The 24765-nt window shown below is 61.1% G+C and carries 34 protein-coding genes and 1 tRNA gene; 14 read left to right on the top strand and 21 right to left on the bottom strand.

The window, feature by feature from the left end; genetic code table 11:
• The first annotated feature begins 3 nt into the window (after positions 1–3).
• From ureC to CLU86_RS03260, 8 genes are all read left to right on the top strand, one after another.
• The gene (gene ureC, locus CLU86_RS03295; RefSeq protein ID WP_099740610.1) at positions 4–1749 is read left to right on the top strand and encodes an urease subunit alpha; all 1746 of its coding nucleotides are present in this window, start codon (positions 4–6) and stop codon (positions 1747–1749) included.
• Positions 1750–1770: 21 nt separating this feature from the next.
• The gene (locus CLU86_RS03290) at positions 1771–2253 is read left to right on the top strand and encodes a GNAT family N-acetyltransferase (RefSeq protein WP_099740609.1); all 483 of its coding nucleotides are present in this window, start codon (positions 1771–1773) and stop codon (positions 2251–2253) included.
• A gap of 56 nt (positions 2254–2309) precedes the next feature.
• Complete coding sequence (gene ureE / locus CLU86_RS03285; protein ID WP_099740608.1) at positions 2310–2990, top strand: urease accessory protein UreE; 681 nt, start codon at positions 2310–2312, stop codon at positions 2988–2990.
• A 124-nt stretch (positions 2991–3114) separates the two neighbouring features.
• Complete coding sequence (locus tag CLU86_RS03280; RefSeq protein ID WP_099740607.1) at positions 3115–3825, top strand: urease accessory protein UreF; 711 nt, start codon at positions 3115–3117, stop codon at positions 3823–3825.
• 62 nt (positions 3826–3887) lie between these two features.
• On the top strand, positions 3888–4565 hold the full coding sequence (gene ureG, locus CLU86_RS03275) for an urease accessory protein UreG (protein ID WP_099740606.1): 678 nt from the start codon (positions 3888–3890) through the stop codon (positions 4563–4565).
• A gap of 20 nt (positions 4566–4585) precedes the next feature.
• Positions 4586–4673: transfer RNA gene (locus CLU86_RS03270), tRNA-Ser, on the top strand.
• Between the two features lie 189 nt (positions 4674–4862).
• Positions 4863–6062, top strand: coding sequence for a site-specific integrase (locus CLU86_RS03265; RefSeq protein ID WP_099740605.1), 1200 nt, complete (start codon positions 4863–4865; stop codon positions 6060–6062).
• A 95-nt stretch (positions 6063–6157) separates the two neighbouring features.
• Entirely contained in the window at positions 6158–6502 is a 345-nt protein-coding gene (locus CLU86_RS03260) for a VOC family protein (RefSeq protein WP_099740604.1), read from the top strand.
• Between the two features lie 70 nt (positions 6503–6572).
• Here the strand turns inward: CLU86_RS03260 and CLU86_RS03255 are convergent, their stop codons facing one another.
• From CLU86_RS03255 to CLU86_RS22775, 15 genes are all read right to left on the bottom strand, one after another.
• Positions 6573–7085 (bottom strand): hypothetical protein, encoded by a 513-nt coding sequence (locus CLU86_RS03255; protein ID WP_143226650.1) that lies wholly within the window; start codon positions 7083–7085, stop codon positions 6573–6575.
• A gap of 93 nt (positions 7086–7178) precedes the next feature.
• On the bottom strand, positions 7179–7385 hold the full coding sequence (locus CLU86_RS03250) for an AlpA family transcriptional regulator (RefSeq protein ID WP_099740602.1): 207 nt from the start codon (positions 7383–7385) through the stop codon (positions 7179–7181).
• Between the two features lie 3 nt (positions 7386–7388).
• A complete protein-coding gene (locus tag CLU86_RS03245) occupies positions 7389–7682 on the bottom strand; it encodes a DUF4406 domain-containing protein (protein ID WP_199175080.1) in 294 nt (97 codons plus the stop codon).
• A gap of 11 nt (positions 7683–7693) precedes the next feature.
• Positions 7694–7909: a hypothetical protein gene (locus CLU86_RS03240; protein ID WP_099740600.1), complete on the bottom strand. Its 216-nt coding sequence runs from the start codon at positions 7907–7909 to the stop codon at positions 7694–7696.
• Complete coding sequence (locus CLU86_RS03235) at positions 7906–8133, bottom strand: hypothetical protein (RefSeq protein WP_099740599.1); 228 nt, start codon at positions 8131–8133, stop codon at positions 7906–7908. Before CLU86_RS03235 ends, CLU86_RS03240 begins: the two co-directional genes overlap by 4 nt.
• 57 nt (positions 8134–8190) lie before the next feature.
• A complete protein-coding gene (locus CLU86_RS22985) occupies positions 8191–8604 on the bottom strand; it encodes a hypothetical protein (RefSeq protein ID WP_233194763.1) in 414 nt (137 codons plus the stop codon).
• Positions 8598–10568, bottom strand: a complete 1971-nt coding sequence (locus tag CLU86_RS03225; RefSeq protein WP_099740598.1) for a replication endonuclease — start codon at positions 10566–10568, stop codon at positions 8598–8600. The genes CLU86_RS22985 and CLU86_RS03225 overlap by 7 nt, the downstream gene beginning before the upstream one ends.
• Complete coding sequence (locus tag CLU86_RS03220) at positions 10568–10906, bottom strand: hypothetical protein (protein ID WP_099740597.1); 339 nt, start codon at positions 10904–10906, stop codon at positions 10568–10570. Before CLU86_RS03220 ends, CLU86_RS03225 begins: the two co-directional genes overlap by 1 nt.
• Before the next feature lie 2 nt (positions 10907–10908).
• Positions 10909–11139 carry a hypothetical protein gene (locus tag CLU86_RS03215; RefSeq protein ID WP_099740596.1) on the bottom strand — a complete coding sequence of 77 codons (231 nt, stop codon included), beginning with the start codon at positions 11137–11139 and terminating at the stop codon, positions 10909–10911.
• A gap of 117 nt (positions 11140–11256) precedes the next feature.
• Complete coding sequence (locus CLU86_RS03210) at positions 11257–11673, bottom strand: ogr/Delta-like zinc finger family protein (RefSeq protein ID WP_099743246.1); 417 nt, start codon at positions 11671–11673, stop codon at positions 11257–11259.
• A 75-nt stretch (positions 11674–11748) separates the two neighbouring features.
• Complete coding sequence (locus CLU86_RS03205; protein ID WP_143226649.1) at positions 11749–12027, bottom strand: hypothetical protein; 279 nt, start codon at positions 12025–12027, stop codon at positions 11749–11751.
• Between the two features lie 5 nt (positions 12028–12032).
• Entirely contained in the window at positions 12033–12230 is a 198-nt protein-coding gene (locus CLU86_RS03200) for a hypothetical protein (RefSeq protein WP_099740594.1), read from the bottom strand.
• 17 nt (positions 12231–12247) lie between these two features.
• A complete protein-coding gene (locus CLU86_RS03195; protein WP_099740593.1) occupies positions 12248–12478 on the bottom strand; it encodes a hypothetical protein in 231 nt (76 codons plus the stop codon).
• Positions 12479–12498: 20 nt separating this feature from the next.
• The gene (locus CLU86_RS22780) at positions 12499–12738 is read right to left on the bottom strand and encodes a hypothetical protein (RefSeq protein ID WP_158236299.1); all 240 of its coding nucleotides are present in this window, start codon (positions 12736–12738) and stop codon (positions 12499–12501) included.
• A complete protein-coding gene (locus tag CLU86_RS22775) occupies positions 12731–13084 on the bottom strand; it encodes a hypothetical protein (protein WP_158236298.1) in 354 nt (117 codons plus the stop codon). The genes CLU86_RS22780 and CLU86_RS22775 overlap by 8 nt, the downstream gene beginning before the upstream one ends.
• 112 nt (positions 13085–13196) lie before the next feature.
• Here CLU86_RS22775 and CLU86_RS03185 point away from each other — a divergent pair, with 112 nt between their 5' ends.
• Genes CLU86_RS03185 through CLU86_RS03170 form a run of 4 tightly spaced genes read left to right on the top strand, consistent with a single transcriptional unit; the run spans position 13197 to position 16864 of the window.
• Complete coding sequence (locus CLU86_RS03185; protein WP_099740591.1) at positions 13197–13901, top strand: XRE family transcriptional regulator; 705 nt, start codon at positions 13197–13199, stop codon at positions 13899–13901.
• Positions 13902–13957: 56 nt separating this feature from the next.
• Entirely contained in the window at positions 13958–15073 is a 1116-nt protein-coding gene (locus CLU86_RS03180) for a hypothetical protein (RefSeq protein ID WP_099740590.1), read from the top strand.
• A gap of 1 nt (position 15074) precedes the next feature.
• Positions 15075–15998, top strand: a complete 924-nt coding sequence (locus CLU86_RS22525) for a hypothetical protein (RefSeq protein ID WP_143226647.1) — start codon at positions 15075–15077, stop codon at positions 15996–15998.
• A gap of 44 nt (positions 15999–16042) precedes the next feature.
• Positions 16043–16864, top strand: coding sequence for a hypothetical protein (locus tag CLU86_RS03170; protein WP_233194761.1), 822 nt, complete (start codon positions 16043–16045; stop codon positions 16862–16864).
• Here CLU86_RS03170 and CLU86_RS03165 read toward each other — a convergent pair.
• On the bottom strand, positions 16861–18000 hold the full coding sequence (locus tag CLU86_RS03165; protein WP_199175079.1) for a DNA cytosine methyltransferase: 1140 nt from the start codon (positions 17998–18000) through the stop codon (positions 16861–16863). The two genes, CLU86_RS03170 and CLU86_RS03165, sit on opposite strands and share 4 nt — an antisense overlap.
• 149 nt (positions 18001–18149) lie before the next feature.
• Between CLU86_RS03165 and CLU86_RS03160 the strand changes: the two genes are divergently transcribed.
• Positions 18150–19094, top strand: a complete 945-nt coding sequence (locus tag CLU86_RS03160) for an HNH endonuclease (RefSeq protein WP_099740587.1) — start codon at positions 18150–18152, stop codon at positions 19092–19094.
• Between the two features lie 192 nt (positions 19095–19286).
• Positions 19287–19733: a thermonuclease family protein gene (locus CLU86_RS03155; protein WP_099740586.1), complete on the top strand. Its 447-nt coding sequence runs from the start codon at positions 19287–19289 to the stop codon at positions 19731–19733.
• Between the two features lie 112 nt (positions 19734–19845).
• On the opposite strand, the gene CLU86_RS03150 is transcribed toward CLU86_RS03155, so the two are convergent.
• The 5 genes from CLU86_RS03150 to CLU86_RS03135 all read right to left on the bottom strand — a co-directional run bounded on the left by CLU86_RS03150 (position 19846) and on the right by CLU86_RS03135 (position 24745).
• Positions 19846–20268, bottom strand: coding sequence for a type II toxin-antitoxin system HicB family antitoxin (locus tag CLU86_RS03150; RefSeq protein ID WP_099740585.1), 423 nt, complete (start codon positions 20266–20268; stop codon positions 19846–19848).
• Positions 20269–20282: 14 nt separating this feature from the next.
• On the bottom strand, positions 20283–20453 hold the full coding sequence (locus tag CLU86_RS22520) for a type II toxin-antitoxin system HicA family toxin (protein WP_143226646.1): 171 nt from the start codon (positions 20451–20453) through the stop codon (positions 20283–20285).
• Positions 20454–20608: 155 nt separating this feature from the next.
• Positions 20609–21634, bottom strand: a complete 1026-nt coding sequence (locus CLU86_RS03145) for a phage late control D family protein (protein ID WP_099743244.1) — start codon at positions 21632–21634, stop codon at positions 20609–20611.
• Complete coding sequence (locus CLU86_RS03140) at positions 21631–22092, bottom strand: phage tail protein (RefSeq protein ID WP_233194759.1); 462 nt, start codon at positions 22090–22092, stop codon at positions 21631–21633. The genes CLU86_RS03145 and CLU86_RS03140 overlap by 4 nt, the downstream gene beginning before the upstream one ends.
• Positions 22093–22102: 10 nt before the next feature.
• Positions 22103–24745: a phage tail tape measure protein gene (locus CLU86_RS03135; RefSeq protein ID WP_143226645.1), complete on the bottom strand. Its 2643-nt coding sequence runs from the start codon at positions 24743–24745 to the stop codon at positions 22103–22105.
• Between the last annotated feature and the right edge of the window lie 20 nt (positions 24746–24765).

The raw sequence follows: 24765 nt of genomic DNA, 5'->3' as shown, positions 1-24765 counted from the left end.
CCCATGGCAACCATTGGACGACGCGCCTACGCCGAAATGTTCGGCCCCACCGTGGGCGACCGCGTGCGCCTGGCCGACACCGAACTCCTTATCGAAGTCGAGGCCGACTACACACTGCGCGCAGGCAGCTACGGCGAAGAGGTGAAGTTTGGCGGCGGCAAAACCATCCGCGACGGCATGGCGCAAAGCCAGCGCACCAATGCACAAGGGGCGGTGGATACAGTGCTGACCAACGCCCTCGTCATTGACCACACCGGCATCTTCAAGGCCGATATCGGCCTGCGCGCGGGCCGCATCGCCGCCATCGGCAAGGCAGGCAACCCCGATGTGCAGCCCGGCGTGGACATCGTCATCGGCCCTGGCACCGAGGTCATCAGCTGCGAGGGCAACATCGTCACCGCAGGCGGCATCGACAGCCACATCCACTTCATCTGCCCGCAGCAGATCGAAGAGGCCCTGGCCAGCGGCGTGACCACCATGCTGGGCGGCGGCACCGGCCCCGCCACGGGCACGCTGGCCACCACCTGCACGTCGGGCCCCTTCAATCTGGAGCGCATGCTGCAAGCGGCCGACGCCTTCCCCATGAACCTGGGCTTCCTCGGCAAGGGCAACGCCAGCCTGCCTGATGCGCTGCACGAGCAGATCAGCGCGGGCGCCATTGGCCTCAAGCTGCACGAAGACTGGGGCACCACACCGGCAGCCATCAGCAACTGCCTGGACGTGGCCGAGGCCACCGACACGCAGGTCGCCATCCACAGCGACACGCTCAACGAATCGGGCTTTGTGGAGAACACCATCGCCGCCGTGGGCGGGCGCGGCATCTGCGCCTTCCACACCGAAGGCGCGGGCGGCGGCCATGCGCCCGACATCCTGCGCGTGGTGGGCGAGGACAACTTCTTGCCATCGTCCACCAACCCCACCATGCCCTACACCCAGAACACGCTGGACGAGCATGTGGACATGCTCATGGTGTGCCACCACCTGGACGCGAGCATCGCCGAGGACCTGGCCTTCGCCGAAAGCCGCATCCGCAAAGAAACCATCGCTGCCGAAGACATCCTGCACGACCTGGGCGCCATCAGCATGATGAGCAGCGACAGCCAGGCCATGGGCCGCGTGGGCGAGGTCATCCTGCGCACCTGGCAGACCGCGCACAAGATGAAGGTGCAGCGCGGCTGGCTGGCCCCCACTGCGGGCCGCGATGAGCTGGCCGAAATCCTGCAGCGCAACGACAACTTCCGCATCAAGCGCTACGTGGCCAAGTACACGATCAACCCCGCCATTGCGCACGGCATTGCCCATGAGGTGGGGTCGCTCGAAGTGGGCAAATGGGCCGACCTCGTGATCTGGAAGCCTGCGTTCTTTGGCGTGAAGCCTGCGCTCATCTTGAAGGGCGGGCTCATCGCCATGGCCGCCATGGGCGACCCAAACGCCTCCATCCCCACGCCTCAGCCCGTGCACTACCGCCCCATGTTCGGCGCGTTCGGCGGGGCCATTGCCAAGACCTCGCTCACCTTCGTGTCGCAGGCGGGCCTCAATGCGGGTATTGGCGAGCGCTTTGGTCTGCGCAAGACCTTGAGCGCGGTGCGCAACATTCGCGGCGTGCGCAAGCAGCACATGGTGCACAACAGCTACACGCCCAAGATGGAGGTGGACGCGCAGACCTACACCGTGCGCGCCGATGGCCAGCTGCTCACCTGCGAGCCCGCCACCGTGCTGCCCATGGCGCAGCGCTACTTTTTGTTCTGAGCAACGCAGGCCGCCCGACCCATGCCGCTGCACATCCGCCTGGACGACCTGAGCGACCCGCGCATCGAGGCCTTCATGGAAGAGCACCTGCGGGACATGCGCGCCACATCGCCCCCGGAAAGCGTGCACGCGCTGGACATGGCCCGGCTGCGTCAGCCCGAGATCCGCTTCTGGACCGCCTGGCTACCCGACGCCACCCAGCCCGCCCCCGGTCGGCTGGTAGGCACAGGGGCCCTCAAGCACCTGGATGACGGGCATGCCGAACTTAAATCCATGCGCACAGCCGCCACCGTGCGCGGCCAGGGCGTAGGCCGTGCCGTGCTGGAACACATCCTGGGCCAGGCCGTGGACCTGGGCTACCAGCGCATCAGCCTGGAGACGGGCAGCCAGCCGTTTTTTGAACCGGCCTGGCAGCTGTACCTGCGCTATGGCTTTGCCGACTGCGCACCGTTTGGCAGCTATCGCCCAGACCCGCACAGCCGCTTCATGACAAGAGCGCTGTAGCGCCACAATGTAGCTTTGCCCCACCGTGCGGGCTGGCTTCTACTTACTTCGTCACCATGATCCAGGTTTCCAAAATCCTCTCCCAAGGCCACGGCCTGGCCCCCGTGCTGCTCAAGCGCGCCTCCACCGTCGAGCTCGACTGGGACGTGCGCCAAAAAAGCCGCTTCGCCACCACCGACTCGGTCGGGCGCGAGCTGGGCATCTTTCTGCCCCGTGGCACCCTGGTGCGCGGCGGCGATGTGCTGGTGGCCGAAGACGGCTCCATGGTCCGCGTGATCGCAGCGCCGCAGCCGGTGCTGGTCATCACCCACTGCCAACACCACGGCACACCGTTTGACCTGACCCGCGCCGCCTACCACCTGGGCAACCGCCACGTGCCCATCGAGCTGCAGCCCGACCACCTCAAGATCGAGCCCGACCATGTGCTGGCCGACATGCTGCGCGCCATGCACCTCATCGTGACCGAGCAAAGCCTGCCGTTTGAGCCCGAAGGCGGTGCTTACGCTGCAGGCCATGGCGGTGGGCACCACCATGGAGGGCATGGGCACGGACATGAGCACGGTCATGACCACGACCACCCCGATGCCCATTCGCACGACCACGGGCATAGCCACGACCACAGCCATGCAAGCCCTCCCGCAGCAACCACCGCAGCCCCCACCCGTGGGCGCACCGTGTCCATCCCGGTGGTCGCCCAAGGGCATGTGCACGGCCCCCACTGCAACCACGACCACTGAAATGGCGATGGGCCGCCTGCAACGCAAACCCCTCACCGCTCGGGCTGAGCCTGTCGAAGCCAAGGCGTGCCGCATGCCCCACAGGCCCCCGCACGCGCAGCCACTGGGCTGACCCATCGCCGCCATGCGCATCGACCGCCCCGCCCCCCTGCCCGCCGCCAGCTTTTTGCAGCTGATGTGGCTCGCCTCCCCCGCGCTGCCTGTGGGCGGGTTCTCGTATTCCGAAGGGCTGGAAAGCGCCATTGAAAACGCGGGCCTGGCCAGCGAAGCCGCCGTGGGCGACTGGCTGCTGGACCAGCTTCACATCACCCAGGCGCGCGGCGACATGGCCCTCATCGCCAAGGCCGTGGGCGCCTGGCGGCGCGCAGACTGGGCGCATGTGCGCGAACTCAACGACTGGGTGCTGCACACCCGCGAAACCAGCGAGCTGCGCCTGCAAACCGAGCAAATGGGCCGCTCCATGGCCGACTGGCTGCGCAACCAGCACCAGGGCGATGAGGCCCTGATGCCCGCCGTGCGCCACTTGGCCGCCTTGCCCCCCACCTACCCCGTGGCGTTTGCGCTGGCCGCCTCCGTCACCCAAGCCCCGGTGCGCGAAGTGCTGCTGGCCTACGCCTTTGGCTGGGCAGAGAACATGGTGCAGGCCGCACTCAAGTCCATGCAATTGGGCCAAAGCGCAGGCCAGCGCATCCTGGCCCGGCTGGCCGATGCGATTCCGCCTGCCGCCGATCACGCGGCGCAACTGATGGACAGCGAGCGCCAGGCTTTTTCGCCCATGCTGGCCATCCTGAGCGCCCAGCATGAAGTGCAATATTCAAGACTTTTCCGCTCCTAGCGCAAGCAATGCAAGCGCAAGCAGCTATCCATTTAATAGCAAATTACGTCATCACCGACACCATGACCACCGCACTGCACCACATCCCGAACCGCACCAAAAACCTGCCCCCCCTGCGCGTGGGCATCGGCGGCCCCGTAGGCTCCGGCAAGACCACGCTGCTGGAAATGCTGTGCAAGGCCATGCGCGATGACTACGACCTCATCGCCATCACCAACGACATCTACACCAAGGAAGACCAGCGCCTGCTCACCGTGAGCGGCGCCCTGCCCGCAGAGCGCATCCTGGGCGTAGAGACCGGCGGCTGCCCCCACACCGCCATCCGCGAAGACTGCTCTATCAACCTCGAAGCCATCGACCGCATGCTGGGCGAGTTCCCCAACGCCGACATCGTGTTCGTCGAAAGCGGCGGCGACAACCTGGCCGCCACCTTCAGCCCCGAACTGAGCGACCTCACCATCTACGTCATCGACGTGGCCGCCGGCGAAAAAATCCCCCGCAAGGGCGGCCCCGGCATCACCAAAAGCGACCTGTTCGTCATCAACAAGACCGACCTAGCCCCCCACGTGGGCGCCAACCTAGACGTGATGCGCGCCGACACCACCCGCATGCGCACCACCGCCCAGGGCCTCAAACCCTTTGCCATGACCAACCTCAAAACCCTGGAAGGCCTGGCCGAAGTCATCCAGTTCATCGAGACGCGCGGCATGCTCACCAAAACCGCTCGCGCAACCAGCTAGAATACGCGGCTTCCAAACCCGGAGACTTGGGTGAGTGGTTTAAACCAGCAGTCTTGAAAACTGCCGACGGGCAACCGTCCGTGAGTTCGAATCTCACAGTCTCCGCCAGATCGCAAAAAAGCACCCTGCACAGGGTGCTTTTTTTTCGTCTGCACCCTGGCGTTGACCCATATAAAACAACGTGTTACGCTATAAATACTGATGTTTTATACAGTATTTATGCAAACGTTGTCCAACTGGTTTTCATGCTCAATTCAGCACTTTATGGCCTACGGGATGGCCTACAGAAATTGAGCCATGCCGAAGCGAATTCTTGAAATGACGGCGCTGGAGGTTTCCAGGCTTCGGGTGGAAGGCTCGCACGCGGTGGGCGGGGTCAGTGGCTTGTATCTGCGGATTGAAGGCGGTTCACGCACCTGGGTGCTGCGGTATGTGCACATGCGCCAGCGTCGGCGCATGGGGCTGGGCAGCTACCCTGGGGTGACGCTGGCGGCTGCGCGGGAGGCGGCCCGGGCTGCGATTGGGCTGCGAGATGCTGGCACGGACCCCATCAAGTCACGCCGGGATGAACGGGAGGCCGCCCGGCTGGCCGCAGCCCAGCGACTGGAATTTGACGCGGCCGCCGAGTCCTTCATTTCAGAGCATGAAAGCACTTGGCGCAACCTCAAGCACGTGCAGCAGTGGCGCAACACGCTGGCCACTTATGCATCACCGCATTTCGGCAAGGTGCCCGTCTCCGATATTGATCAGGCGCTGGTGCTGCGTGCCCTGTCGCCTATCTGGAAGACAAAGACTGAAACCGCTTCACGCCTGCGCGGGCGCATTGAACAAGTGCTGGACTGGGCCACCGCCCACGGCCACCGCACCGGCCCCAACCCGGCACGCTGGCGCGGGCAGCTGGAGCACATCCTGGCGGACCCGGACAAGGTGGCACCCGTCAAGCACCACGAGGCCGTGCCCTTTGCAAACCTGCCTGCGGTGTATCAGCAAATTGCGGCAATACCGGGCCAGAGCGCGCGGGCGCTGTGCTTCCTGATCCTCACCGCAGCGCGCTCCGGTGAGGTGCGTGGCATGGTCTGGAACGAAGTCGATCTGGATGCAGCGCTTTGGATCGTTCCGGCAGCCAGGATGAAGGGGAAAAAAGAGCACCGGGTGCCTCTGTCACGTCAGGCTGTGCAATTGCTGATGGAGCAAACGCGAGAGGAACACGTAGAGCATGTTTTCCCGTCCAACAGAAAAGGGCCCCTGTCCGATATGGCGCTCACCGCCTTGATGCGGCGCCACGAGCTGACAGCCGTGCCCCACGGGTTCCGCTCAAGCTTTCGGGACTGGGCTGGTGAAACGACGCATCACCCGCGCGATGCCGTGGAGCTATGCCTAGCCCACTCCATCGACACGAAGACAGAGGCGGCTTACCGGCGTGGTGACATGCTTGAAAAACGCGCTGCCATCATGCAGGAATGGGCCGATCATGCATGCCCAGTCCGGAGCTGCTAAGGTTAGTAGGACTGCGAATTAACCCGGCAGAGGGAAGAACGCAGCCGTCATCCGGCTGCAACCGGCCAACAACCGACACTACTTTTGGAGTGAACATGAGTTTGTCTATTTTGTTGCGATGCTTTGACATCGAGCAGACCAGAAATTTCTACGAATCTGTGCTCGGTTTCAGCACCGCCTCGACTGCCGACAGCACGATCACCGTCTCAAAGTATGACGCCCGCCTTATTTTCACGGACCGAGATTTGTGGAGCACGAATCCCATCTTTTCAGGAACGATTTACCTCGCAGTCGCGGATGTAGACCGATATTTTTCTGTCATCAAAGACAAAACGTCAGTTGCATGGCCTCTACAAGACATGCCTTATGGAAGCAGAGAATTTGCCGTCACCGATTGCAATGGGTATCTGATCGCGTTTCAACAGGCCTCGGGCGGGTAAGAGACTGAAATTCCGCTTTGGGCCCAAACGAGACGGTCCATCCGCCGCAAGTGGCAAGTGAGTGAGTCACTTATATAGGCCAGTGCTCTCTCAGCCTGGATAGCTCCCGCGCCAACGCGCCCAACTCGTCATTGAATGCGGTCAACTCCGCAAGCGTGTATTCAATACTTTGTTGCGTTCCGGTGGGCAGTCCAACGACGTTGACGACCTTGTTACGCCGAGCCTCTATGCCCCATCGTCCGTGGACCATCTGATTGCGCTGTTCACGAGCAGCGTGCACACGCTCAATCCAACGCTCATAGGCCGCGCGACGTTTAGAACCCGCAGGAAACTTCTCCGCAACTTGCTTCGAAAGCGCTTGGAGCTTGGCGTGGACGGTCTGCCCTTCGATTGACTTTGATAGAGCTTCCAATCTCTTGCCATCATCCATCCAAGCTAGGCAGAGTCCCAGGTTCACATCGATGCGCGAGAACGCGAAAAGCATCTGTCCTAGTAGAGAGGCAGCCTCAGCCTCCATCGAGTCATGACGCGCCCACAATTGTCCTGCTGTTTCGCCGGAGTCAGGCGTTGAGGCGGATTCCAAAACTTGCTTCCATTCTTTTTCTCGAAAGTGAGGAGACCAGCACCTGATTCTTGAGGGCTGGACATGGCCGACAGCGGCCAGCGTGTTGCGATGTTAATCCGGCTCCGGCCCAACATTCGCCCCCCAAGCCCTCGGGCACCCCTGCAGCCACGCCACCACCTCATCCACCAGCCAGAACAGCTTCGCCCCCATCTTCCGGGGTGGCGGAAAGCCGCGCTGCTCAATCAGCGCCCGCAGCGTGTTCTCCACAATGTCCAGCTCCTCCAGCAGCTGGGCCTTGTTCAAAATGATCTGGCCCATGGGTCAGCCCTCCTGTGCGTGGATGATCTGAAAGCCCAGGCCCAGCGCCAGCCCGTGCTCCACCTTGGCCCCGCGCGACTTCTCCCAGCCCGGCAGCAGGTACACGGCATCGCACGTCACCAGCCGCGCAATGTCCATGCGCATGCAGTCCAGCCACTGCGCCTTGGGGTCGGCATTGATTTCTGCCGGGTTCTCCACGTGGTGGCCTTGCGCGCGCAGCGCTGCGGCTGCGGCGTGGAACGCCGGAAAGTTCAGCTCGGGGTAGCCCGTCATGGGGCCCGCAACATAGATTCGCATTGCCCCGCCCCTCATCGGTCCACACGCTTGCCCAGCACGATGCTGGGCGGCTGGTTGGTGCTGCTGCGGTGGCGCAGCTCGGGGCACAGGTAAGTGCCCCCGGTCTGCCAGCTCATGCGCACGGGCTGGGCAGTGCCGTAGCCCACCCGCTCCGCTTCCCTGATCTGCGCCCAGCGCGATGGCGCAACAGGCTGGGCCAGCGCCGCAGCGTTCTTTTTCGTGCTCATCGCTCAGCCCCCCTGCTCTCTTCCACGCGCTCCACGCGCAACACGTTCTTGCCCGTGGTGATGTGGGCATTGGCCTCGGCCTGCTCCGCGGTCGCGGCTTTCAGCCGGATGGTGGGCAGCAGCTTCGCGTCGGCCAGATCCTCCACATCAGACAGATGGGCGCCTGGGGGGTACAGCGTGGCGCGGTAGCTGTGCATGGGCTGCACGTTGTAAATGGGTTGCATGTTCTCGTTTCTCCTTTTGGTGATGGTGTTTGTGGTGGTGTTCGTGTTGGCACTGCGTCAGGCCACCAGCTGCAGCTGCGCCTGCCTGGGGTTCACGGCAGGCGCAGCCGGGGTGCGGCGCTTGCGGCGTGGCTTGGCGGCATCGGCCAGGCGCTGGCGCTCGGCTTCAAAAACTGCGCGCAGGTGCTCGGGCGTGGTTGCTGCGTGGGGCACATAGCCGCCATGCAGCGGGCGCTGGTAGCAATGCACGCGCGGCTCGGTTCGCTTGGCGTTCATGGGTTGCACTCCTTTCGTTGGGTGGTGGTCCGGTGGGCAAAGGTCGGCGCGTGTCACGCGCACGGTGAAAACGGTGGCCAGCAGGCAGGCCAGCAGCGCCAGGGCCTGCAGCAGCGCGTGGTTGCGGCCTGTTTCGGCCATGCGGCTGCGCGCCTCGGGGGCGGTTGTGTGTTGGGGTGCTTGTTTTTTCAGCACCGCAATGCCTCCGCAGATCGTTGGGAGCGCATCGCGCGGAAATGGGCCACCACCTCGGGTGTGCACCAGTCCTCTTTTTCGTGGTCGCCTCGGCCTAAAAAGGCTCTGCGCAGCTCGCCAGTAAGGCGGGCTCTACAGTTATTGAAACAAGTCCAAGGCGCCGCCTTCGCGGCGCGGGCACCGGGCTCCTGGCGGCCATCGGCCACCCGGTTCCACGCCTGTCGGCGCGAAACCAGCCACCGGCCAGACCTCAGCTCCAGGCCCACGGCCACCTTCTTTTCCACCGTCTCGCCATAGCGGTTGGTGGTCTCGGTCTGGCGGTGCGCCACAGACATGGCCCACTCGCCGCGCTTGCGGCAGGGCCCGCCCATCAGCTCCATAAACCGGCGCCAGTCGGCCTTGATGTTGCCGACCTTGTGCACAGCGCCATAAATGCGCCACGCGATGGTGTCGCCCTCTATGCGGGCCTGCTCCACCTGATCGTGGCTCACCCGGCGCATCTCGCGCCACGCCACCACGCTAGGCTGCCCAATGGGCTGAAACTGGCGAATGCCCCAGGTCGCGGCCCAGGCATCCACCCGCACATAACCCGGCACCTCGCCCGCATCCACATCAAACAGCTGGCCCTGCGCATGGCCATCGGCCTCGCCGTCCAGATGGTTGATCTGGTACGACCCGCCCACGTTCTTCGCCACATACTTGGCGATATAGGCCGCAGCCCCACCAGCCTCCAGCCACTTCACATTCACCCGGTTCTTGCGGGCCCCTGGCTGGCGCGTCTGCAGGCGCGCACGGGTCTGCTTGCACTTCACCTCAGGGAACTCATCGTCCTCAGGCTTGAGCCAATGCTGCTTGATGATGCCCACAGCCAACTGCGCCTCTTCGCGCGACTGAAACCAGAACAGCGAATGCCAGTGCGGGCACCCATCGTGGTGCGGCTCCGCCACCCGAAAGCCATATAGGCGGATGCCCGCCTTGTCCAGCGCGGCACGCGCATCGGCCCAGCGCCTGCACAGCCAGGCCTGCCCCTCGCGCGGGCTCGATCCGTCATACCGTGGGTTCTTGCGCGACGGCAGGCGCGTGCCCTTGGGCGGCGCCAGCATGGCGTGGAAGCGGCTTGGCAGCGTCAGCGTAAAGAACAGGCCCACATGGCCCGCCGCGTCTGCGTACTCCTCACAACCGCGAATGCGCACCATCAGCTCGCCCCGGCGCACATCGCGGTCAGACACCCCCAGCCTTGCCAGCTCGCCCAGGCGGTACACCTGCCCCGCCTCATTGCGCACCAGGGTGTTGTCCATCATGGCCGCAGCCCGCTCCAGCTGCTGCTGGCGGTTCTCCACCGCGGCGTTGCTGCAGTAACCGCCGCGCTGGTGGTTCACCACGCCCAGCTTGATGGCGCCCAGCTCACGCACACGCGCCACCTTCTGGCGCAGGCGCTTGCGCCAAAACGCCACATCCTGCCCCTTGCCAATCACCCCCTTGGGCGTGTCCGCCTCGGGCGGGTCCACATCCAGCAGCCTGCAAGATGCACGCACCAGCGCCACCTGCTCCGCCTCCGTCAGCGGCTTGTGCCGCAGGTCAGCCACCAGGGCCGCGTGCTCTGCCTCGGTCAGTGTCTTCTTGCGCTGCTCGGTCAGCAGCACAGGCTCGGCCGCAGTGGCCGGTTCGTGCCACAGGTCCATCAGGCGTGCAATGCCCTCGGCCACCGCTTGCGCACGCTCGCAAATATCGGCGTCGCTCATGCTCCAGTGCAGCGCATCGCCATGCTGGTCTTTAAACGCCAGCAGCCGCTCCAGCCACGCACTGTTGCGCATCCACACGGGGGTGTCCTGTGTTGGTCGGCGCAGCTCGGCCACACCCTCAGCCCACTGGCTGGGCAAGGTGGCCACCAGCCTGGCCGCCAGCGTGTTGGCCTGCCAGCGCTCCACCAGACCCCAGTCTTGGAACTGATTGCGCTTGGCCATCACCACCGCCCCGTCAGTGCGTGCAGCTGCGCAAACTCCTGGCGCGCAAACCGGGCCTCAGCCTTCAATGCCAACCGCTCAGGCTCGGGCAGCTCGCGCCAGCTGCGCTGCGCCAGCGCGCCAAGGTCGCCATCCACCCCAGCCAGCAGCATCAGCGCCATGCGGTGCGCCTCAGGCATGCGCGCCCACTCGCGCGACTCGGCATCAGACCACCGCTTCTGGCTTGCAATCGTCACAAACTCGTCGCGCAGCGAACCATTGCCCACACCAAACAGGCGCTGGTAGTTCGCCTGCCCAACGGGCGACAGCACAGGGCCAGAGGGCGAAACGTCCGACATGCTCACCCAGCCACATTCAGCGCCAACGCACCCGCACAAGGCGTGGCCGCCTTACGGGGTGCCGACTTAGTGGGTGCCGTGAAGGGCGCAATACCAAAGCCGCAGCGGCCACCCGTCAAACGCTCCGCAAGGTCAAACGCCAGCCGCGTGGCGGCCTGCCTGTCAGCGGCCAACAGGTGCTGCGTAATGCGCTGCCCATTGGCCGCGCGATAGGTCATGGCGTACAGGCTCATACCGTCCTCTCAGGTTTTTTGGGCAAAAGAAATCCCCGCCCGGCGTTACCGCCTTGCAAAAAATCAGGGATTGGTGGGTGATGGGTGCCGCTGCTAATCAGCGGCTCAGGGCGCCAGCTACGACGTGTTGGTGTCCCCGGCAAACAGGTCGCCCGTGGTGGGCTCGATGGGGGTGATAGGCACGTGCGCCGCCTCTAGCGAGTTGTCCAGCAGCACACGCAGCATCTCCCGCCGCACATGCTGCGACAGCGGAATACTCACCTTCGGGTTCGGCCGCGCAGGCACGCTCAGCATCTTGGTGAACTCCGTCATGGCTTCGTAGTTCGCCCCGCACTCCGCATTGGTGCAGCTGTACACCAGCTTGCGCATCGTCATGCTCACCTTGCTGCCATGCCGTATCACGCACTGGGCGCCGCAGTGCGGGCACTCCATGCGCGTGCCCTCATAGCGCACCTTCATGCCCTGGTGCAGCCTTTGCTGGCGCGCAGGCTTGGCCGCCAGCAGCGCATCGTGCTCTGCATTGGTGTGCAACATGCGTTCCCCTGTGGTCATCTGGTTGCGGCTATCGAGTCGCTTTTGAGCAGCTTTTGAGCAGCTATTTGCAGCCCCTCACTGCGCTGCCATATCGGTGCCACGCCCGGCACCCTGCTCGGCCATGTAGCCCTCCAGCCCGCGCAGGTAAATGCGACGCATAAAGCTGGCCGCGCTGCGGTCCTCTTTGGCGGCCAGCTCACGGGCCAGCGTCAGCTCCTCGGGCCACAGGCGCATGCCCGTCTGCTCCATCTTCTTGCGGGGCACAGGCGCTACGGGCTCGGCCAGACGGCCCGCCGCACGGTTGGCAGCCACCAGGGCCTTAAAGCTGTGTGCGGGTTGCTTTGCGGTCTGCATCTTCGTCATCCTTTGGTGTTGTCGATCGCCAGCTTTGGGCCCGGCTTGATACCCGTCATCTCATAAACACTGCGGTCTATCTGCGCGCTGATTAGCAGCTCAAGCACCGCCGTGGTGCTGGGCAGCCTGTAGGCCTGCCGCAGCCACTCCAGGTGGTGCTCCATTTCGGCGGAGACCTCCACCTGGATTTCTGTGGTCTGCATGCACGCCCTCCATGGCGTCAGCAGCGCGCCGCCGCGCCCAAGGCGCCCTGCGTGGCCTGCTGCGCCATGCCGCCCAGACCCAGCTTCTGCAGCTCCTTTTCAGCGGCCAGCAACGCCATGTTCTGGATCAGCGTCGCCTTCTGCACGCCCAGGCGATCCGCCAGCACGGCCAACAAAACATCGTCAGCCTTTTTGAAGCGCACGGTGTGCCGGTAAACGCGGCGCTGTTCCTTGTTGTCGTATGCCATTTGTTAACTTTCTGTTTCAGTCAAACGTCACCAATCCGGGCGCTGATGGCAAGGTGCGCGCGCTCCTGGCGCCCCTGCTCCGCACACACAGCCTTCGCCACCACCTGCGCGCAGCCCGCGCAAGGGCTTTGCAACCCAGTTTGCGCATCGCCCCGGCTGGCGGCTTGGTGGCGCATGCGGTTGCCTTGCTGCACCCGCCGTTTTTTCAGCAGGGCAACGGCTGGCGGGGTCATGCCGCCCCAGCGGTATGGGTCAGCCATGCTGCAGCCCTCCCGCCACGGGCTGAAACTCCACCTCGCCCAAAAACGCCCCCAGCTGCGGCGCCAGCTCCAGGGCCTCGCGCTCCGAGAACTCCAGCGGCTTGCGGTTGCCGCAAAACACCAGCTGGCCCGGCTGCTCGGCCACCACACTCAAATGCACCCACAGCGGCGCGCCACTGCGGCCCACGTTCTGCGCCAGCCAATAGCGCTGGCCGCTGGCAGCGCAAGGCCCAGCGCCTGCAATCTGGTGCAGGCGTGTGGCCACGTCCAGCTTGCGCAGCTCCATCAAGGCCTTGCCGCTTTGCACCCTGCGGGCGGCCCGCCGCACTTCACGATGAATAGCCATTGCCATAGCTCCCCGCCCCGAGGGGCGCGTGTACCATCTTGGAAGATGGCGTTACCTGTTAGTGCGCCGAATCTTACGGTAAATATTTTCCGGTTGCAAGCCGAATTGCTGCATGACACAGAAAAAAATTTCCAACGATGCGATTCGCACAGGCATAGGGCAGCGCCTGAGGATAGAGCGCGAGCGCCTCGGCCTGAAGCAGGAAGATTATTTCCGGTTGGGTGATTGGTCAGCGCGCACGGTCAGCAACTGGGAAGCAGGACGTACCACCCCAACGGCAGAGTTCTTCGCGGACGTGGAGGAGTTGGGCCTTGATGTGAACTTCATCATCACCGGCCGCCGCACTGCCAGCCCTCTGACAGGGCCAGCACCCGCCCCAGCAGGAGGCGCAGACACTATCCGCATCCCCCTGTTCAGCGCCACAGGCAGCATGGGCAAAGGCAATGACCTCATCACAGAGGACGTGCTGATGGGTGAAATACCAGTCTCGCGCCACTGGCTGGCGCTCAACGTGCCCCGCTCCCGGCCCGAGGCACTGCAACTGGTCCACGCCTACGGCGACAGCATGCAAGGCACCCTCAATTCAGGCGACTTCGCCATCGTGGACACCGACTGCAAGGTCGCCGACATCGACGGGGTTTACGTGCTCCAGGCCAACGGCCAGCTATTCATCAAGCGCGTGACTCGCCGCATTGATGGCGCCCATGTCATCACCAGTGACAACCCGAGCGTGCGCACGGTCGATGTGCTCGACGGTAGCCAGCAGGTGCGGATTTGCGGGCGGGTGGTTTATGGATGGAATGGGCGACGGTTTTGATGCCCCTACAGGTTTGATTCTTATTGCATATTATCTAAATACATCGCTAGAGATTTATGGTTACAAAATCCAAGGCTCCGGCCCCTGCAAGTGTTGTAAATATCAAGACGACAGAATTGATATTTGATCCCGAGAATCCAAGATTCTACAGACTCAACTCCCAGCATTCGATGGTAGAAAATATCATCGAAGATATGCTTGATCAAGAGGGGGCGCAAGATCTAATGCTCTCTATTGGGCAAAAAGGCTATTTTGCAGGTGAGCCTTTATTGGTGATCTCACCCAAAAAGAAGGGAGAGGCATTTACAGTCGTGGAGGGGAATAGGCGTCTGGCCGCAGTCAAGCTGCTCAATGGAGAAATTGTTCCCCCAAAAAAACGTCAGCGTTCCGTAGCCATTATTCAAGGTGAGGCCATCGAGCCTGCACCAACGGAACTCCCATGCCTTGTGTACGAAAATAGGCGCGATGTATTGCGATATCTTGGATATCGGCATATTACCGGAATTCAAGAGTGGGATGCGCTGTCCAAGGCAAGATATCTTAAAGAACTTCGGGATGAATTCTATCCAAACATCGACGAGGCAGAACAATTCAAAAATCTTGCGAAAGACATCGGAAGCAAGGCAGATTATGTAGCAAAATTACTTACAGCTCTTAATCTCTATGAGAAATCCAAAGATAACAATAATTTTCATGGCCTTCGAATAGATCCAGCGGATATTGAATTTTCGTATATCACAACAGCATTGGGTTATAAAAATATTCCCGAATGGCTTGGTCTCGCCACTCCAAAGGATGTGGAGATGCCAGATCTGAAGATGGGCAATTTAGGGAAATTGTTCAGCTGGTTTTTCGCCAAGGACCAACACGGAAGAACGATTATCGGCGAGTCGCGGAATATCAGTGACTTGGCCGCAATTGTTACCAGCGAAAAGGCGATAGCTGCGCTTGAGGAAACCGGGAGTATTAGCACCGCATACCTCTATACCGATGGTCCAAATGAAGCTCTAGAGAAGTCGCTACAGGAGGCATTGGCAAAAATACAGATAGCTTGGCGCATGGTGCCTGATGCTAAACATCTGACTTCCTCCCACGAAGACTTGGCGAATGAAATTTTCGACCATGGCAAAACGTTGCGCAATTCCATTCGTGACAAATTGGAGGACCAATAGGATGTTTACATCCCTAGAAAATCCTCCTGATGGCAAAGATATTTTTCTTTGGTCCGATTACATAGAAATACTAGCACTCACGCACCCGGATCGTTGTTATTGCAAAGGGGATTTAAGTGGATTGGCAAGAAGGCTGTTGACATCAACAAAAAGAAATATTGACTATGAGCAGCTTTGGAGGGATGTTATAAATTTCTCAAGCACTAGAAGAGTTGCGTTTGGAGAATTTTATCCATTTGAAATCTCTGATGATCAGGATACTTTGAGTTTCAAATTCAATGCAACGCCTGAGCACCATGCCTATGTGGGGCTTCTCATTGCCTCATCGTTGCGACTAGTGTCGAAAGAAATACTGCATCGCATTGCCCGACAGTTTGAAGAGGCCTCGCTTGAAGTTTTTAAAGGCCTTCAGCCCGTTGGAGCTGAAGTTCGAGCAACTTGGGCTGGAGCCGGGGCTGGCGCAGTCTACCAAGGCAAGTTGTATGAAAAGATGCTTGCCATCGCAAATGATCTTCGATGTACAGCCAATTTCAAGGTCGAAGATTTCGATGAGCGAGACACGGGGGATGGTGGTATTGATTTAATTGCATGGCATCCAATGTCTGATGAACGCGATGGCATGCCAATCTCTTTTGCCCAATGCGGATGCTCAAAATCAGATTGGACATTCAAACAAATCGAGGCCCATCCTGCAAAGCACATTCGCCATCTCCCCGTAATGCATCCATGGGCTACATACTATTTTATGCCTCTTGATTTGCGTCGATCGGATGGGGATTTTGCAAAAAAATCTGATATTGGTCAGGCAATTATCGTTGATCGCCTTCGAATTCTGCGACTAGCAAAACAATTCAATTCTTTGAAGGATTTCCCGGCAATGCCTTATGTAACGGATGCCACTCAATACGTAAATCCAGACAATTAACGCTTGAAGTGATTCAATAAAAATTAGAAAAGGGGTGCGATTTTATGGAGCGAGCATTTTTTACTCGGGCACCGAATGATTCGGAGCTTTTATCTCTGAGACGCTTTTTGGCAACTTACCGGGATGGCTCAGGCGGGCAGCGTGAGGCCGACGGCAGTTCCCGTGCGGACTCGCGTCAGATCGAGCGTTGCTTGGCAGAGCTGCTGTACGGCAGGACGACCGAGAACAAATCGTTCTATGACTTTGTCATCGAGTCGAACGAGAGCGGCGGCATTGCGGTCCGTGGCGCATCTATCAAGTCGAAGCAGTTGGAGCTGGATGCAGATAGCTTGGACGCGGGCAAAGCTATGCGTGCGCACCTGGAGATTTCCAACTCGAACTCGAAAGATTGGAAGCTATGCGCTGCGCATGGGCTGAGCCAGAGAGATTTTGGCGATGCGCAGCATGCGGCAACTTTTGGGCGGCTTATCCTGGAGCGGCAAATTGCAGACCGCGAGCAGGCGGAGACAAACTACGTCACCCAACAAGACGCCGACGTGAAGAGAACTTTCATCACGAAGGAATCGATCTTCATCTCCGTGCTGTACACGCCGCCTCGCAAGAAGGATGGCGAACGCCAGTGGATGGTCTCGGCATTCCCCATCAATCTGCCGCCACCGGTGCGATGGGAATTTCGCACCGAGCGTTCTCTCGTCGGATATGACGAAGACGGCGGGGCCCTCTACGAGTGGTACGGCCTATCTGGCAGTCAATTCAAGTACTTTCCCAAGCTCGCTTCGCGGCTGCACGGCACCGGATTGTTCACACTGCCAAAGCCAGCTGTTGAAACGCTGCGTGCAAAGTCGTCGAAGATGTTCGAGGGTTAGAGCAGCTTCCGCACTTTCTTCATGATCTGTTCCATCAGGAACGGAGGCACTGCATTTCCGATTTGCTCAAACTTTTCGGCCAAATCCCCTTCGGGCTCGAAGTCCGCCGGAAAGGTCTGAATAGCGGCCGCTTCGCGCCATGACAAGCGGCGGGGCGGATCAAGGCGAGGAAACTCCGGCGCAAACTCCAGGTGGTCGTACTGGTCTGTGAAGCGCCACTTCTGCTTCCAGCCGTTCGCCAAATCGCTCCACTCCAGCTCCATCACTGGCGAAGCTGGGTGCAGCGTGACGTGGCGGAAATTCGCCACCACCGTAAATGCAGGGCTATCCCAGCGGTGCCGGCGGTTGCGCGACATGAAGTACCAGGCAAAGTTACCCTCAGGGTCGTGCGGGCGCTCGTAGTACTCGCCCACAGGGTTCGGCGGCAGGTGGCGTATGGCCTCGCCGTGGCTTGCCCAGGGCAGCAAGCCACTCTTCTTGATGAGAGAGGGCTTTGCGTGAGTCTGATTGGGAAACTCGAAAGTGTCGCTCACATCGTGCCGAACGCCCACGATGATGACCCGCTTGCGCATCTGCGGCACGCCATAGTCCGCTGCGTTGAGCAGCATGTGGTGCACGTGGTACTTGGCAGACAGTTGGTTCTCATAAACGTCGATCTGCTTCTTGAACCACTCGCCGTTTTGCAGCTTGGCGAGGCCCGAAACGTTCTCGGCAATGAACACCTTCGGCTTGACCTTGTTCACCGCGTCCGCAAACCCCAGAAAGAGGTTGGAGCGGTCGTCCTTGTCAGGGTTGCGCAACCCACCCATAGAGAACGACTGGCATGGATACCCACCCATGACCACATCCGCCGCTGGATAGGGGTTCGGCTTGGAGGCATTGAACTCAAAGATGCCCGTGTGCCGAACGATGCCTTCACCGAAATGCTTAGCGAACGTCTCTGTGGAGGCCTTGAAGTTATCAAGCGCAAGCACCGTACGAAACCCCGCCGCATGCGCGCCAAAGTCCATTCCACCTGCTCCCGAGAAGAGAGACACAACGCGCAAACCCATGTAATTATTCCCAGTACTTTTCAGAAGTACGCCATTGTAGGGAAAGAGCTCAACCTTGGCCAGCGCAATGTGGCCTTTGGCCAACAGGCACTCGAGCATCGCATACGGCTCTGAGCTAACAACTCATCAACACAGCGCAGGCGCTTGCGAAGCTTGTTTGGGACTTCCAGGCGTGCCCTCCCCCACCGCATCTTTGCCGGCCACCAGATCCTGTTGCTGGCATAGTCGAGGGCATGCGCTATTGGTGGGTCAATCACAAACAAACGTCGAAACAAGAGCTGGGGGGCGGCTACCTGTGGTCGCCCATACGTGAGGCCAGCGGCGCGCGTAGCCAGTTCTACGACAACATGAGAATCGCCACGCCAGGTGATGCTGTGTTGTCGTTTTCAGGCGGCGTCATCCGGCATCTTGGCCGCGTAGCCGATTTCGCCAGCCCGGCTCCCAAGCCCGATAGCTTCGGGGCCGTCGGCGACTATTGGAGCGCCAGTGGTTGGCTCCTTCCTGTGGCGTGGGAAGAGCTGCCGGCGGCCATCAGCCCAAAGCAGATCATTGAAGAACTGGCTCCATTGCTTCCAGCCAAATACTCCCCGATCCACCCGGAATCAGGCAATGGAAACCAAAAAGCCTATTTGGCAGAAATCAGTGCAGCCCTTTTCGAAAAGCTGACCGGGCAAATACTGGCAGAAGCCCCTCAGTCAGTGCTCCAAGCCAGCACAACCAAAGCACTTGCAAGCATTGATGACTCCATTGCAACCCAAGTCCTTCAAGACCCGGGACTGGATGCCACCACAAAACAGCAGGTTGTCCTCGCTCGCAACGGTCAGGGCTTATTCCGCTCTCGCGTGTTTGGGCTGGAGCAGTCGTGCAGACTGACCCATGTGCGTACACCGGCACTGCTCATAGCAAGCCATATCAAGCCGTGGAGATCTTGCAGCACGGCAGCTGAACGGCTTGATGGCGCCAATGGCTTATTGCTCGCCCCTCATGTGGACCGCTTGTTTGACAAAGGGTTCATCAGCTTCACAGAAGCTGGTCAGGTGCTGGTATCGCCGCGACTAGACCCCAACGATTTGACCCGCTTGGGACTTGCCGAGGCCTGCGCTACAGGATGCGCACCGTTCTCCGAAAGGCATGCGCCGTACCTCCAATTCCATCGGGAGAAGGTGTTTCTGAAATAGGCACATTGCAGAATTTCAAATGACTGGGAATTGGAAGATGGCGGGTCACCGTCTCTGACACCGACCAGCTTTCCCACGCTGTCGCTGCAGGGCATGTTGCCCCTGTCGTCACTCATCGCCTTGTTTGCACTAGGTGGGGCGTCAAACCTTCAGGCAGCCGCTTAGCAAACAAACTGGTCCGGGGACTGAATATTGCCTGCATCCATATTGCTCTGCCTGGTGGTCAGCATCACCGACGGAGATACCCTTAAAGCCCGATGCGGCGAGCCTGGGCACTACCAGCAAATCACAGTGAGGCTGGCTGCCATAGACGCGCCCGAAAGTCGCCAGCCCTTTGGCAACGCGAGCCGACGCAAGCTGGCTGCCTTGTGCTTCGATCAGCAAGCCACGATCACCCCGCGCGCTAACGACAGATATGGCCGAGTGGTGGCCGACGTGTCTTGCAGAAACACAGATGCCGCCACCGCCTTGGTGTCATCTGGTATGGCATGGGTGTACGAGCGGTACGCCCACAGCGCTCACGATGCAGCACTGTTCAATATTCAGGCGACTGCTCAAGCAGGCAACATTGGTTTGTGGAGCAATGCCGACCCAATTCCTCCATGGCGCTGGCGGCAAGCAACCAAAAAGCCTCAATAAGCCCCATTCCTTCTTGATGAAGCCATTAATCAAACAACACAATGAGTCGCTCATGGCCCAAAACGGTCCAAAGAACCGATTTACAGCGTCAGTTTTCGACGCTCTCTAGCTATCAAATAGGCTCTAAGCGAAGTTCGAGCATTTGGCCCATTGCCGCAAGTGCGGTTGCTACCGTGTCTATCTTGGTGGCATGGTGAAGATCCAAAATGCGCGTAACCTCTTGAGGACGTACATTCATCTTTCGCGCAAGCTCAGCAGGGCGAATATTTTGTAAGACCATCTCATTCAGTAGCAGCACCTTGACTGCGACACTTGTGGGTAACTCTATCTCAGTCTGTCCCGGTTTCAAAGACGATGGCAAGGGGACGCGGCGACGATCTTCAAAATAGAACTCCAATGCAGTGGTCAACGCATCGCGCCCCATTGCAACGGCTTCTTCCTTGGTCCCTCCTGATGTAATCGCTTCTGGAACATCAGGAAAGGAGACCATATACCCTGAACTATCCCGAGCAATATCTGCCGGGTATTTGAACATTATTGAATTAACTCCTATATTTTTAGCTGTTTCAAAACTGCCTTAACCAATCCCGTGCCAAGATCATCTGTGTGCCTTGGAAGAATGCTTTGGGCGCCGTTTAAATATATTTTGGTGTGTTTTTTCCCCTCCTTAAATTGGGCGCCAAGTGCCGCTAGTTTGCGGCGAAATTCCGAATTTTTCATACCAATCCTGTGATAAAGACTGCCCACTCGCAGCCGGCGTTAATCTTGAGTCCATGGTTTTTCCTTAATTACTGATAGGTCTAAAGTCTAAATTTGCTGGTTTTTGAGATTCGTAAATTTCAATCACCAGCAAATCGAAGTGTACACATTTTTGTTTACATGTCAAGACGTGACATCAAATTGGTCTCCAGCTCCAGCCGGGTGGTGAACCCTTGATCGCCCATGCTGTGCGTCAGCGTCACCACCAGCCAGGGCGTGGCGTCAATCTCGCGTTTGAACCCGGCCAGCGTCACGCCCGTTTGCGGCATCAGCTCGGGCTGGGCCAGGGCTAGCGTCAGCTCCATGGTGGCCTTGCCGCGCTCCACCCGGCCTTGTTCGGCACGGGCGGCGGCCATGGCATCGGATTCGCTGCCGTAGGTGTCTTTCAGGCGCTTCTCGTTTTCCTCGGTGCCGACCAGCACGCTCTTTTTCTCGGCCCCGTTCTTGTCGTGCCAATACGCGCGCACGCCGCTGTAGGCGTTGCGGTCTGCGCTGTGGTACCGGTGCCGGTCGCCCGCTGCGCGGGTGATGGTGATGGCGCCCAGCTCTTGCCCGCTGCTGCTCTTGGTGCCGTTGATGGGCAAGAACACCAGGTGCCCCTTCTTCACCGTGGCCACGGCGTCGTGCTTCTTGGCCAGGCGCGTCAGAAAGTGCAGGTCGCTTTCCCCGGTTTGGTCGATGTGTTCCACCTTGATGGCGGCCAGGTCTGGGTCCACGCGGGGGGTGAGGTTGTTTTGCTTGGCAATGGCCTGCACGATGGCGCCGATGGTGGTGTCGTGCCAGCTCTTTTCCCTTCGGGTGCGCATCTCGCGGCGCATCTCTGCAGCCCTGGCCCGGATGCTGATGCGGTCGGGCGCGCCGTCGTGTTCCACCTCGTCCACCTCAAACGTGCCTTTGTCAACAAGCCCCAGGCCTTCCCAGCCCAGGCGCAGGGCCAGTTCTTCGCCTTTCTTGGGCATGTCCAGCGCGCCGTCGCTGTCGTCCAGTTCAATGTCCAGTGTGTCGGCTTCGTCCCCGCGCGACTCGGTGAGGGTGAGGGAGATCAACCGCGCCTGCGACTTGATGGCGCGGGTGATGTTGCGGCCGTTCACCGTCAGCTGGTAGTCGGGCTTTGCGTAGGCCTGTTCTTTGAACGTGTTCACAACCACCACTCCCAGCCGTCGTCTGTTGCAGGCACACCGGGCGTGCCCGGCGTGCCGCCTGTGGCGTCGGCCGTGGCATCGTCCACGCGCACCAGCTGCAGGTCGAACTCCACGCGCCGGGGCGCACCGTTGTCCATGTGAAGGGTGCCGGTTTCGTTCACCGATTCAATGGCCCAGGCCCCGAACACTTCGCCCCGGCCCGACACCAGCGCGTAGGCGTTGCCCTTGTCGCCCATCGCGCGCAGCTGCTCAATGGCGCGCGGGTCGCCCTTGAACTCGGGCGCCAGCACCCCCGACAGGGTGATGGTGTCGTCACCAGGCCCGAGCGACTGGCGCGCAGGGCGTGCCCCCACGCGCGAGTTGCTGGGGTGGCGCCAGTTGCTGGTGCGCTTGAATTCGTTGTAAGCCAGGGTGGGCAGGCTGAACACGAACTGCCCCAAAGCCATCATTTGTTGCATGTTGTGCCTCTCAGTCGATATCGCTCATGGACGACAGCACGCGCGACTTCTGTTTGTTCTCGCGGCGGTCCATCTCTGCGGAAACAAGCCGCGCCACTTCCTTGGGGTCCATGCCCGGCGCTGCGTTGATCGTGATGTTGTAGGTGCTGCCCCCACCGCCACCGCCTGCACGCGGCCCCATTGCTGGCGCCATGAGGGGTGGGCGGGTATCCAGGCGCAGGGCCTGGGCTTGCAGCGGTGGCTGGCCATCTGGCCCCAGGGCTGCTGCACCGGCCGCCATCGGCACAGCGCTGGTGGCCGCCGTGGCCATGGCCAGCGCCGCAGTGCGCACCGCGCCCTGGCCGCCTTGAATGCCCAGGGCGGCGCCTTCGCTGATCCAGCCGCCGTACTGCATGAACACCTTGGACGGTGAGGCAATGCCCAGCTTCTCGCGGAACCAGGCGCCCACATCGTCGGCCACACCGCCGATGGCATCGCGCACCATCTGCACCCGGCTGGTGATGCCATTGACAAGCCCGTCCATCAGGTCGCCGCCAGCGGTAAAGAACCGGTCTTTGAGCGACACCAGCGTTTGCCACAGCGCCGCCGCGCCCGCGATGGTGCTGTTCCACCACGCGGCTGTGGCGCCCGACAGCTGCTCCCAGATAGCGATCAGTCCGCCTTTGATGCCGTCCCAGTTCTGGTAGATCATCACGGCCGCAGTGGCCAGCAGGCCCAAGGCGCGGCCCCAGGGGGTGAGCATCAGCACCCGCCCCAGCACCAGCAGCGCCCGCCACACGTAGCCCAGCACTACGGGCACAAAGCCAAACACGCGGCCCACCCAGGCGGCCATGCGCCCCAGAACACCCAGGGCAGGCCCTGCCGCAGCTGCTGCCGTTCTGGCAGCGCCCATGCTCAGCGCCAGGCGGGCCATCAGAAAGCGCGTAATCATCAGCGGCCCCAGCACGGATGCAATGGACAGGCCCAGCGCCCCCACACCCACGGCCAGCACAGATACTACGCCCACCAGGCGCAGGCCCCACTTCACCACCGCTTGGTTCTCGCGCGTCCATGCGCCGATGCCGTTGGCCAGCTCGCCCAGCTTGTTCAGGATCAGCACCAGATCGGGCGCGATAGTGGCGCCCATGTCCTTGAGCATGTTGGTAAAGCTGCCCTGCGCGGCCTCTGCTGCGGCGCTTACCGTCTTTAACTGCTCGTCCACACGCTTGCGCAGGTCGGCCTGGGCCTGCATCTTGGCCACCACTTCGCGGTAGCCGTCGATGCCCTTTTCCATCATGGTGTTCAACACCTGATGGGTTTCCGAGTCATCCCCGAACAGCTTCTTCATCGCTGCGATGCGCTTCACATCGCTGTCAATGCCCTTGAGTTTGTCAAGTTGCGCGAACAGGTTGTCCAGCCCGGCGAACTTGCCGCCCTTGGTTGCAAAGTTCAGCTCTACGCCTTCGCCTGCCAGCATGCGGTTGGTCTTGGCCAGCTTCTCGGAATCCAGCGACAGCTGCACCACCTTGCGAATGGCATTGCCTGAAGCCTCGCCAGCCATGCCTGCCTGATCCATCATGACCAGCAGCGGCGCCAGCTGTTGGCTCGCTTCCAGCCCCTTTTTTCCAAGGTAGGGCATCACGGCGCCCATGTTCTTGAAGCCCTGCAGCATGTTGGTGGGGTCCACGCCCAGGTAATAGGCGCGCTGGATGGTGTCCATCAGGCCCATCATGTCGCGCTCTGCCGTCTGGGTTGCGTCCTGCATCTTGGCCGCAAACTCTGCGGCCGCCGTGACAGGCATGCGCAGCTGGATGCCCAGGTAGGCGGCCGACTCTCCCAGGCCGCCCAGGATGGCCTGCGATGTCATGCCCTGGCGGCGCAACATCGTCATCATGTCGATGAAGTCGGCGGTGGTGCCTGGCAGGCGATCACCCAAGCGCGTGGCCAGGTCCAGAATCTGTTTGTATTCAGGCCCCACCGCGCCCGTGTTCGTCATCATGGACGCGCGCAGCTGGGTCTCTGAGTTTTCGGCGGGCACGAATGCACCCACCACCGAACGCAGTGGCCCCGCTAGCTTGTTGCCTCCAGCCATAAGGGCCGCGCTGCCTGCCACAGCCATGCCGGTGTGCACCATGCTCTTGGCGTGCTGGTCGCGCAGCTTGGCCAGCTGCTTTTGCTGCTCGGCATTGGCGCGCAGCTTGGCCGTTTGTTCGGTGATGGCCGCGTTGGTGGCGGCAATGTCGCCCCGCAGCCGCTGCGATTGCGTGCCCAGCTCGCGCGTGCTGATGCCCGCAGCGCTCAGGCGGGTGCGCAGCTGCTGTAGCTTTTCTTGCTGCTGGGTGTGCTGCACGCCCAGGGCGGCGGCCTCGCGCTTGGCGCTGGCCAGGGCGCGCTCCATGGCGCGGGTGGGTGGCCCCGCCTGGCCGAACGCGCGGGCCAGGGTGCCCACCTTGGTCTGTGCCTCGGTCAGCTTGGCGGCGGTTTCCTGCAGGTTGGTTTTGAGGGTGCGGAACTCGCCCACCTGGGCCTGCTGGGCGTTCAGTTCTTTGAGCCGGTCTTTGGCGGCCTTGAGGGCGCGGGCGGCATCGCTGCTGCTGGAGCTGATGCGCTTCATGGGGGCCAGCACGCGCTCGGCCAGGTCCAGCACCACGCGCAGGCGCAGGTTGTCAGCCATGACGGCCCCCTTGGACTGGG

Origin of the sequence: Acidovorax sp. 62 (assembly GCF_002754495.1) — a bacterium.
In the GTDB taxonomy this organism is placed as follows: domain Bacteria; phylum Pseudomonadota; class Gammaproteobacteria; order Burkholderiales; family Burkholderiaceae_C; genus Acidovorax.
This window is presented reverse-complemented; position numbering and strand designations above follow the sequence as displayed.

Coding starts and splice junctions, on each gene's coding strand:
- CLU86_RS03220 (WP_099740597.1), bottom strand. CDS start 10,906: ATGTCGGACGTTTCGCCCTCTGGCCCTGTGCTGTCGCCCGTTGGGCAG.
- CLU86_RS03280 (WP_099740607.1), top strand. CDS start 3,115: ATGCGCATCGACCGCCCCGCCCCCCTGCCCGCCGCCAGCTTTTTGCAG.
- CLU86_RS03195 (WP_099740593.1), bottom strand. CDS start 12,478: ATGGCATACGACAACAAGGAACAGCGCCGCGTTTACCGGCACACCGTG.
- ureG (WP_099740606.1), top strand. CDS start 3,888: ATGACCACCGCACTGCACCACATCCCGAACCGCACCAAAAACCTGCCC.
- CLU86_RS03140 (WP_233194759.1), bottom strand. CDS start 22,092: ATGCAACAAATGATGGCTTTGGGGCAGTTCGTGTTCAGCCTGCCCACC.
- CLU86_RS03250 (WP_099740602.1), bottom strand. CDS start 7,385: ATGGGCCAGATCATTTTGAACAAGGCCCAGCTGCTGGAGGAGCTGGAC.
- CLU86_RS22775 (WP_158236298.1), bottom strand. CDS start 13,084: ATGGCTATTCATCGTGAAGTGCGGCGGGCCGCCCGCAGGGTGCAAAGC.
- CLU86_RS03215 (WP_099740596.1), bottom strand. CDS start 11,139: ATGAGCCTGTACGCCATGACCTATCGCGCGGCCAATGGGCAGCGCATT.
- CLU86_RS03245 (WP_199175080.1), bottom strand. CDS start 7,682: ATGCGAATCTATGTTGCGGGCCCCATGACGGGCTACCCCGAGCTGAAC.
- CLU86_RS22780 (WP_158236299.1), bottom strand. CDS start 12,738: ATGGCTGACCCATACCGCTGGGGCGGCATGACCCCGCCAGCCGTTGCC.
- CLU86_RS03170 (WP_233194761.1), top strand. CDS start 16,043: ATGGAGCGAGCATTTTTTACTCGGGCACCGAATGATTCGGAGCTTTTA.
- CLU86_RS03240 (WP_099740600.1), bottom strand. CDS start 7,909: ATGAGCACGAAAAAGAACGCTGCGGCGCTGGCCCAGCCTGTTGCGCCA.
- CLU86_RS03180 (WP_099740590.1), top strand. CDS start 13,958: ATGGTTACAAAATCCAAGGCTCCGGCCCCTGCAAGTGTTGTAAATATC.
- CLU86_RS22520 (WP_143226646.1), bottom strand. CDS start 20,453: ATGAAAAATTCGGAATTTCGCCGCAAACTAGCGGCACTTGGCGCCCAA.
- CLU86_RS03210 (WP_099743246.1), bottom strand. CDS start 11,673: ATGTTGCACACCAATGCAGAGCACGATGCGCTGCTGGCGGCCAAGCCT.
- CLU86_RS03260 (WP_099740604.1), top strand. CDS start 6,158: ATGAGTTTGTCTATTTTGTTGCGATGCTTTGACATCGAGCAGACCAGA.
- ureE (WP_099740608.1), top strand. CDS start 2,310: ATGATCCAGGTTTCCAAAATCCTCTCCCAAGGCCACGGCCTGGCCCCC.
- CLU86_RS03235 (WP_099740599.1), bottom strand. CDS start 8,133: ATGCAACCCATTTACAACGTGCAGCCCATGCACAGCTACCGCGCCACG.
- CLU86_RS03135 (WP_143226645.1), bottom strand. CDS start 24,745: ATGGCTGACAACCTGCGCCTGCGCGTGGTGCTGGACCTGGCCGAGCGC.
- CLU86_RS03265 (WP_099740605.1), top strand. CDS start 4,863: ATGCCGAAGCGAATTCTTGAAATGACGGCGCTGGAGGTTTCCAGGCTT.
- CLU86_RS03150 (WP_099740585.1), bottom strand. CDS start 20,268: ATGTTCAAATACCCGGCAGATATTGCTCGGGATAGTTCAGGGTATATG.
- CLU86_RS03290 (WP_099740609.1), top strand. CDS start 1,771: ATGCCGCTGCACATCCGCCTGGACGACCTGAGCGACCCGCGCATCGAG.
- CLU86_RS03205 (WP_143226649.1), bottom strand. CDS start 12,027: ATGCAGACCGCAAAGCAACCCGCACACAGCTTTAAGGCCCTGGTGGCT.
- CLU86_RS03200 (WP_099740594.1), bottom strand. CDS start 12,230: ATGCAGACCACAGAAATCCAGGTGGAGGTCTCCGCCGAAATGGAGCAC.
- CLU86_RS03185 (WP_099740591.1), top strand. CDS start 13,197: ATGACACAGAAAAAAATTTCCAACGATGCGATTCGCACAGGCATAGGG.
- CLU86_RS22525 (WP_143226647.1), top strand. CDS start 15,075: ATGTTTACATCCCTAGAAAATCCTCCTGATGGCAAAGATATTTTTCTT.
- CLU86_RS03225 (WP_099740598.1), bottom strand. CDS start 10,568: ATGGCCAAGCGCAATCAGTTCCAAGACTGGGGTCTGGTGGAGCGCTGG.
- ureC (WP_099740610.1), top strand. CDS start 4: ATGGCAACCATTGGACGACGCGCCTACGCCGAAATGTTCGGCCCCACC.
- CLU86_RS03160 (WP_099740587.1), top strand. CDS start 18,150: ATGCGCTATTGGTGGGTCAATCACAAACAAACGTCGAAACAAGAGCTG.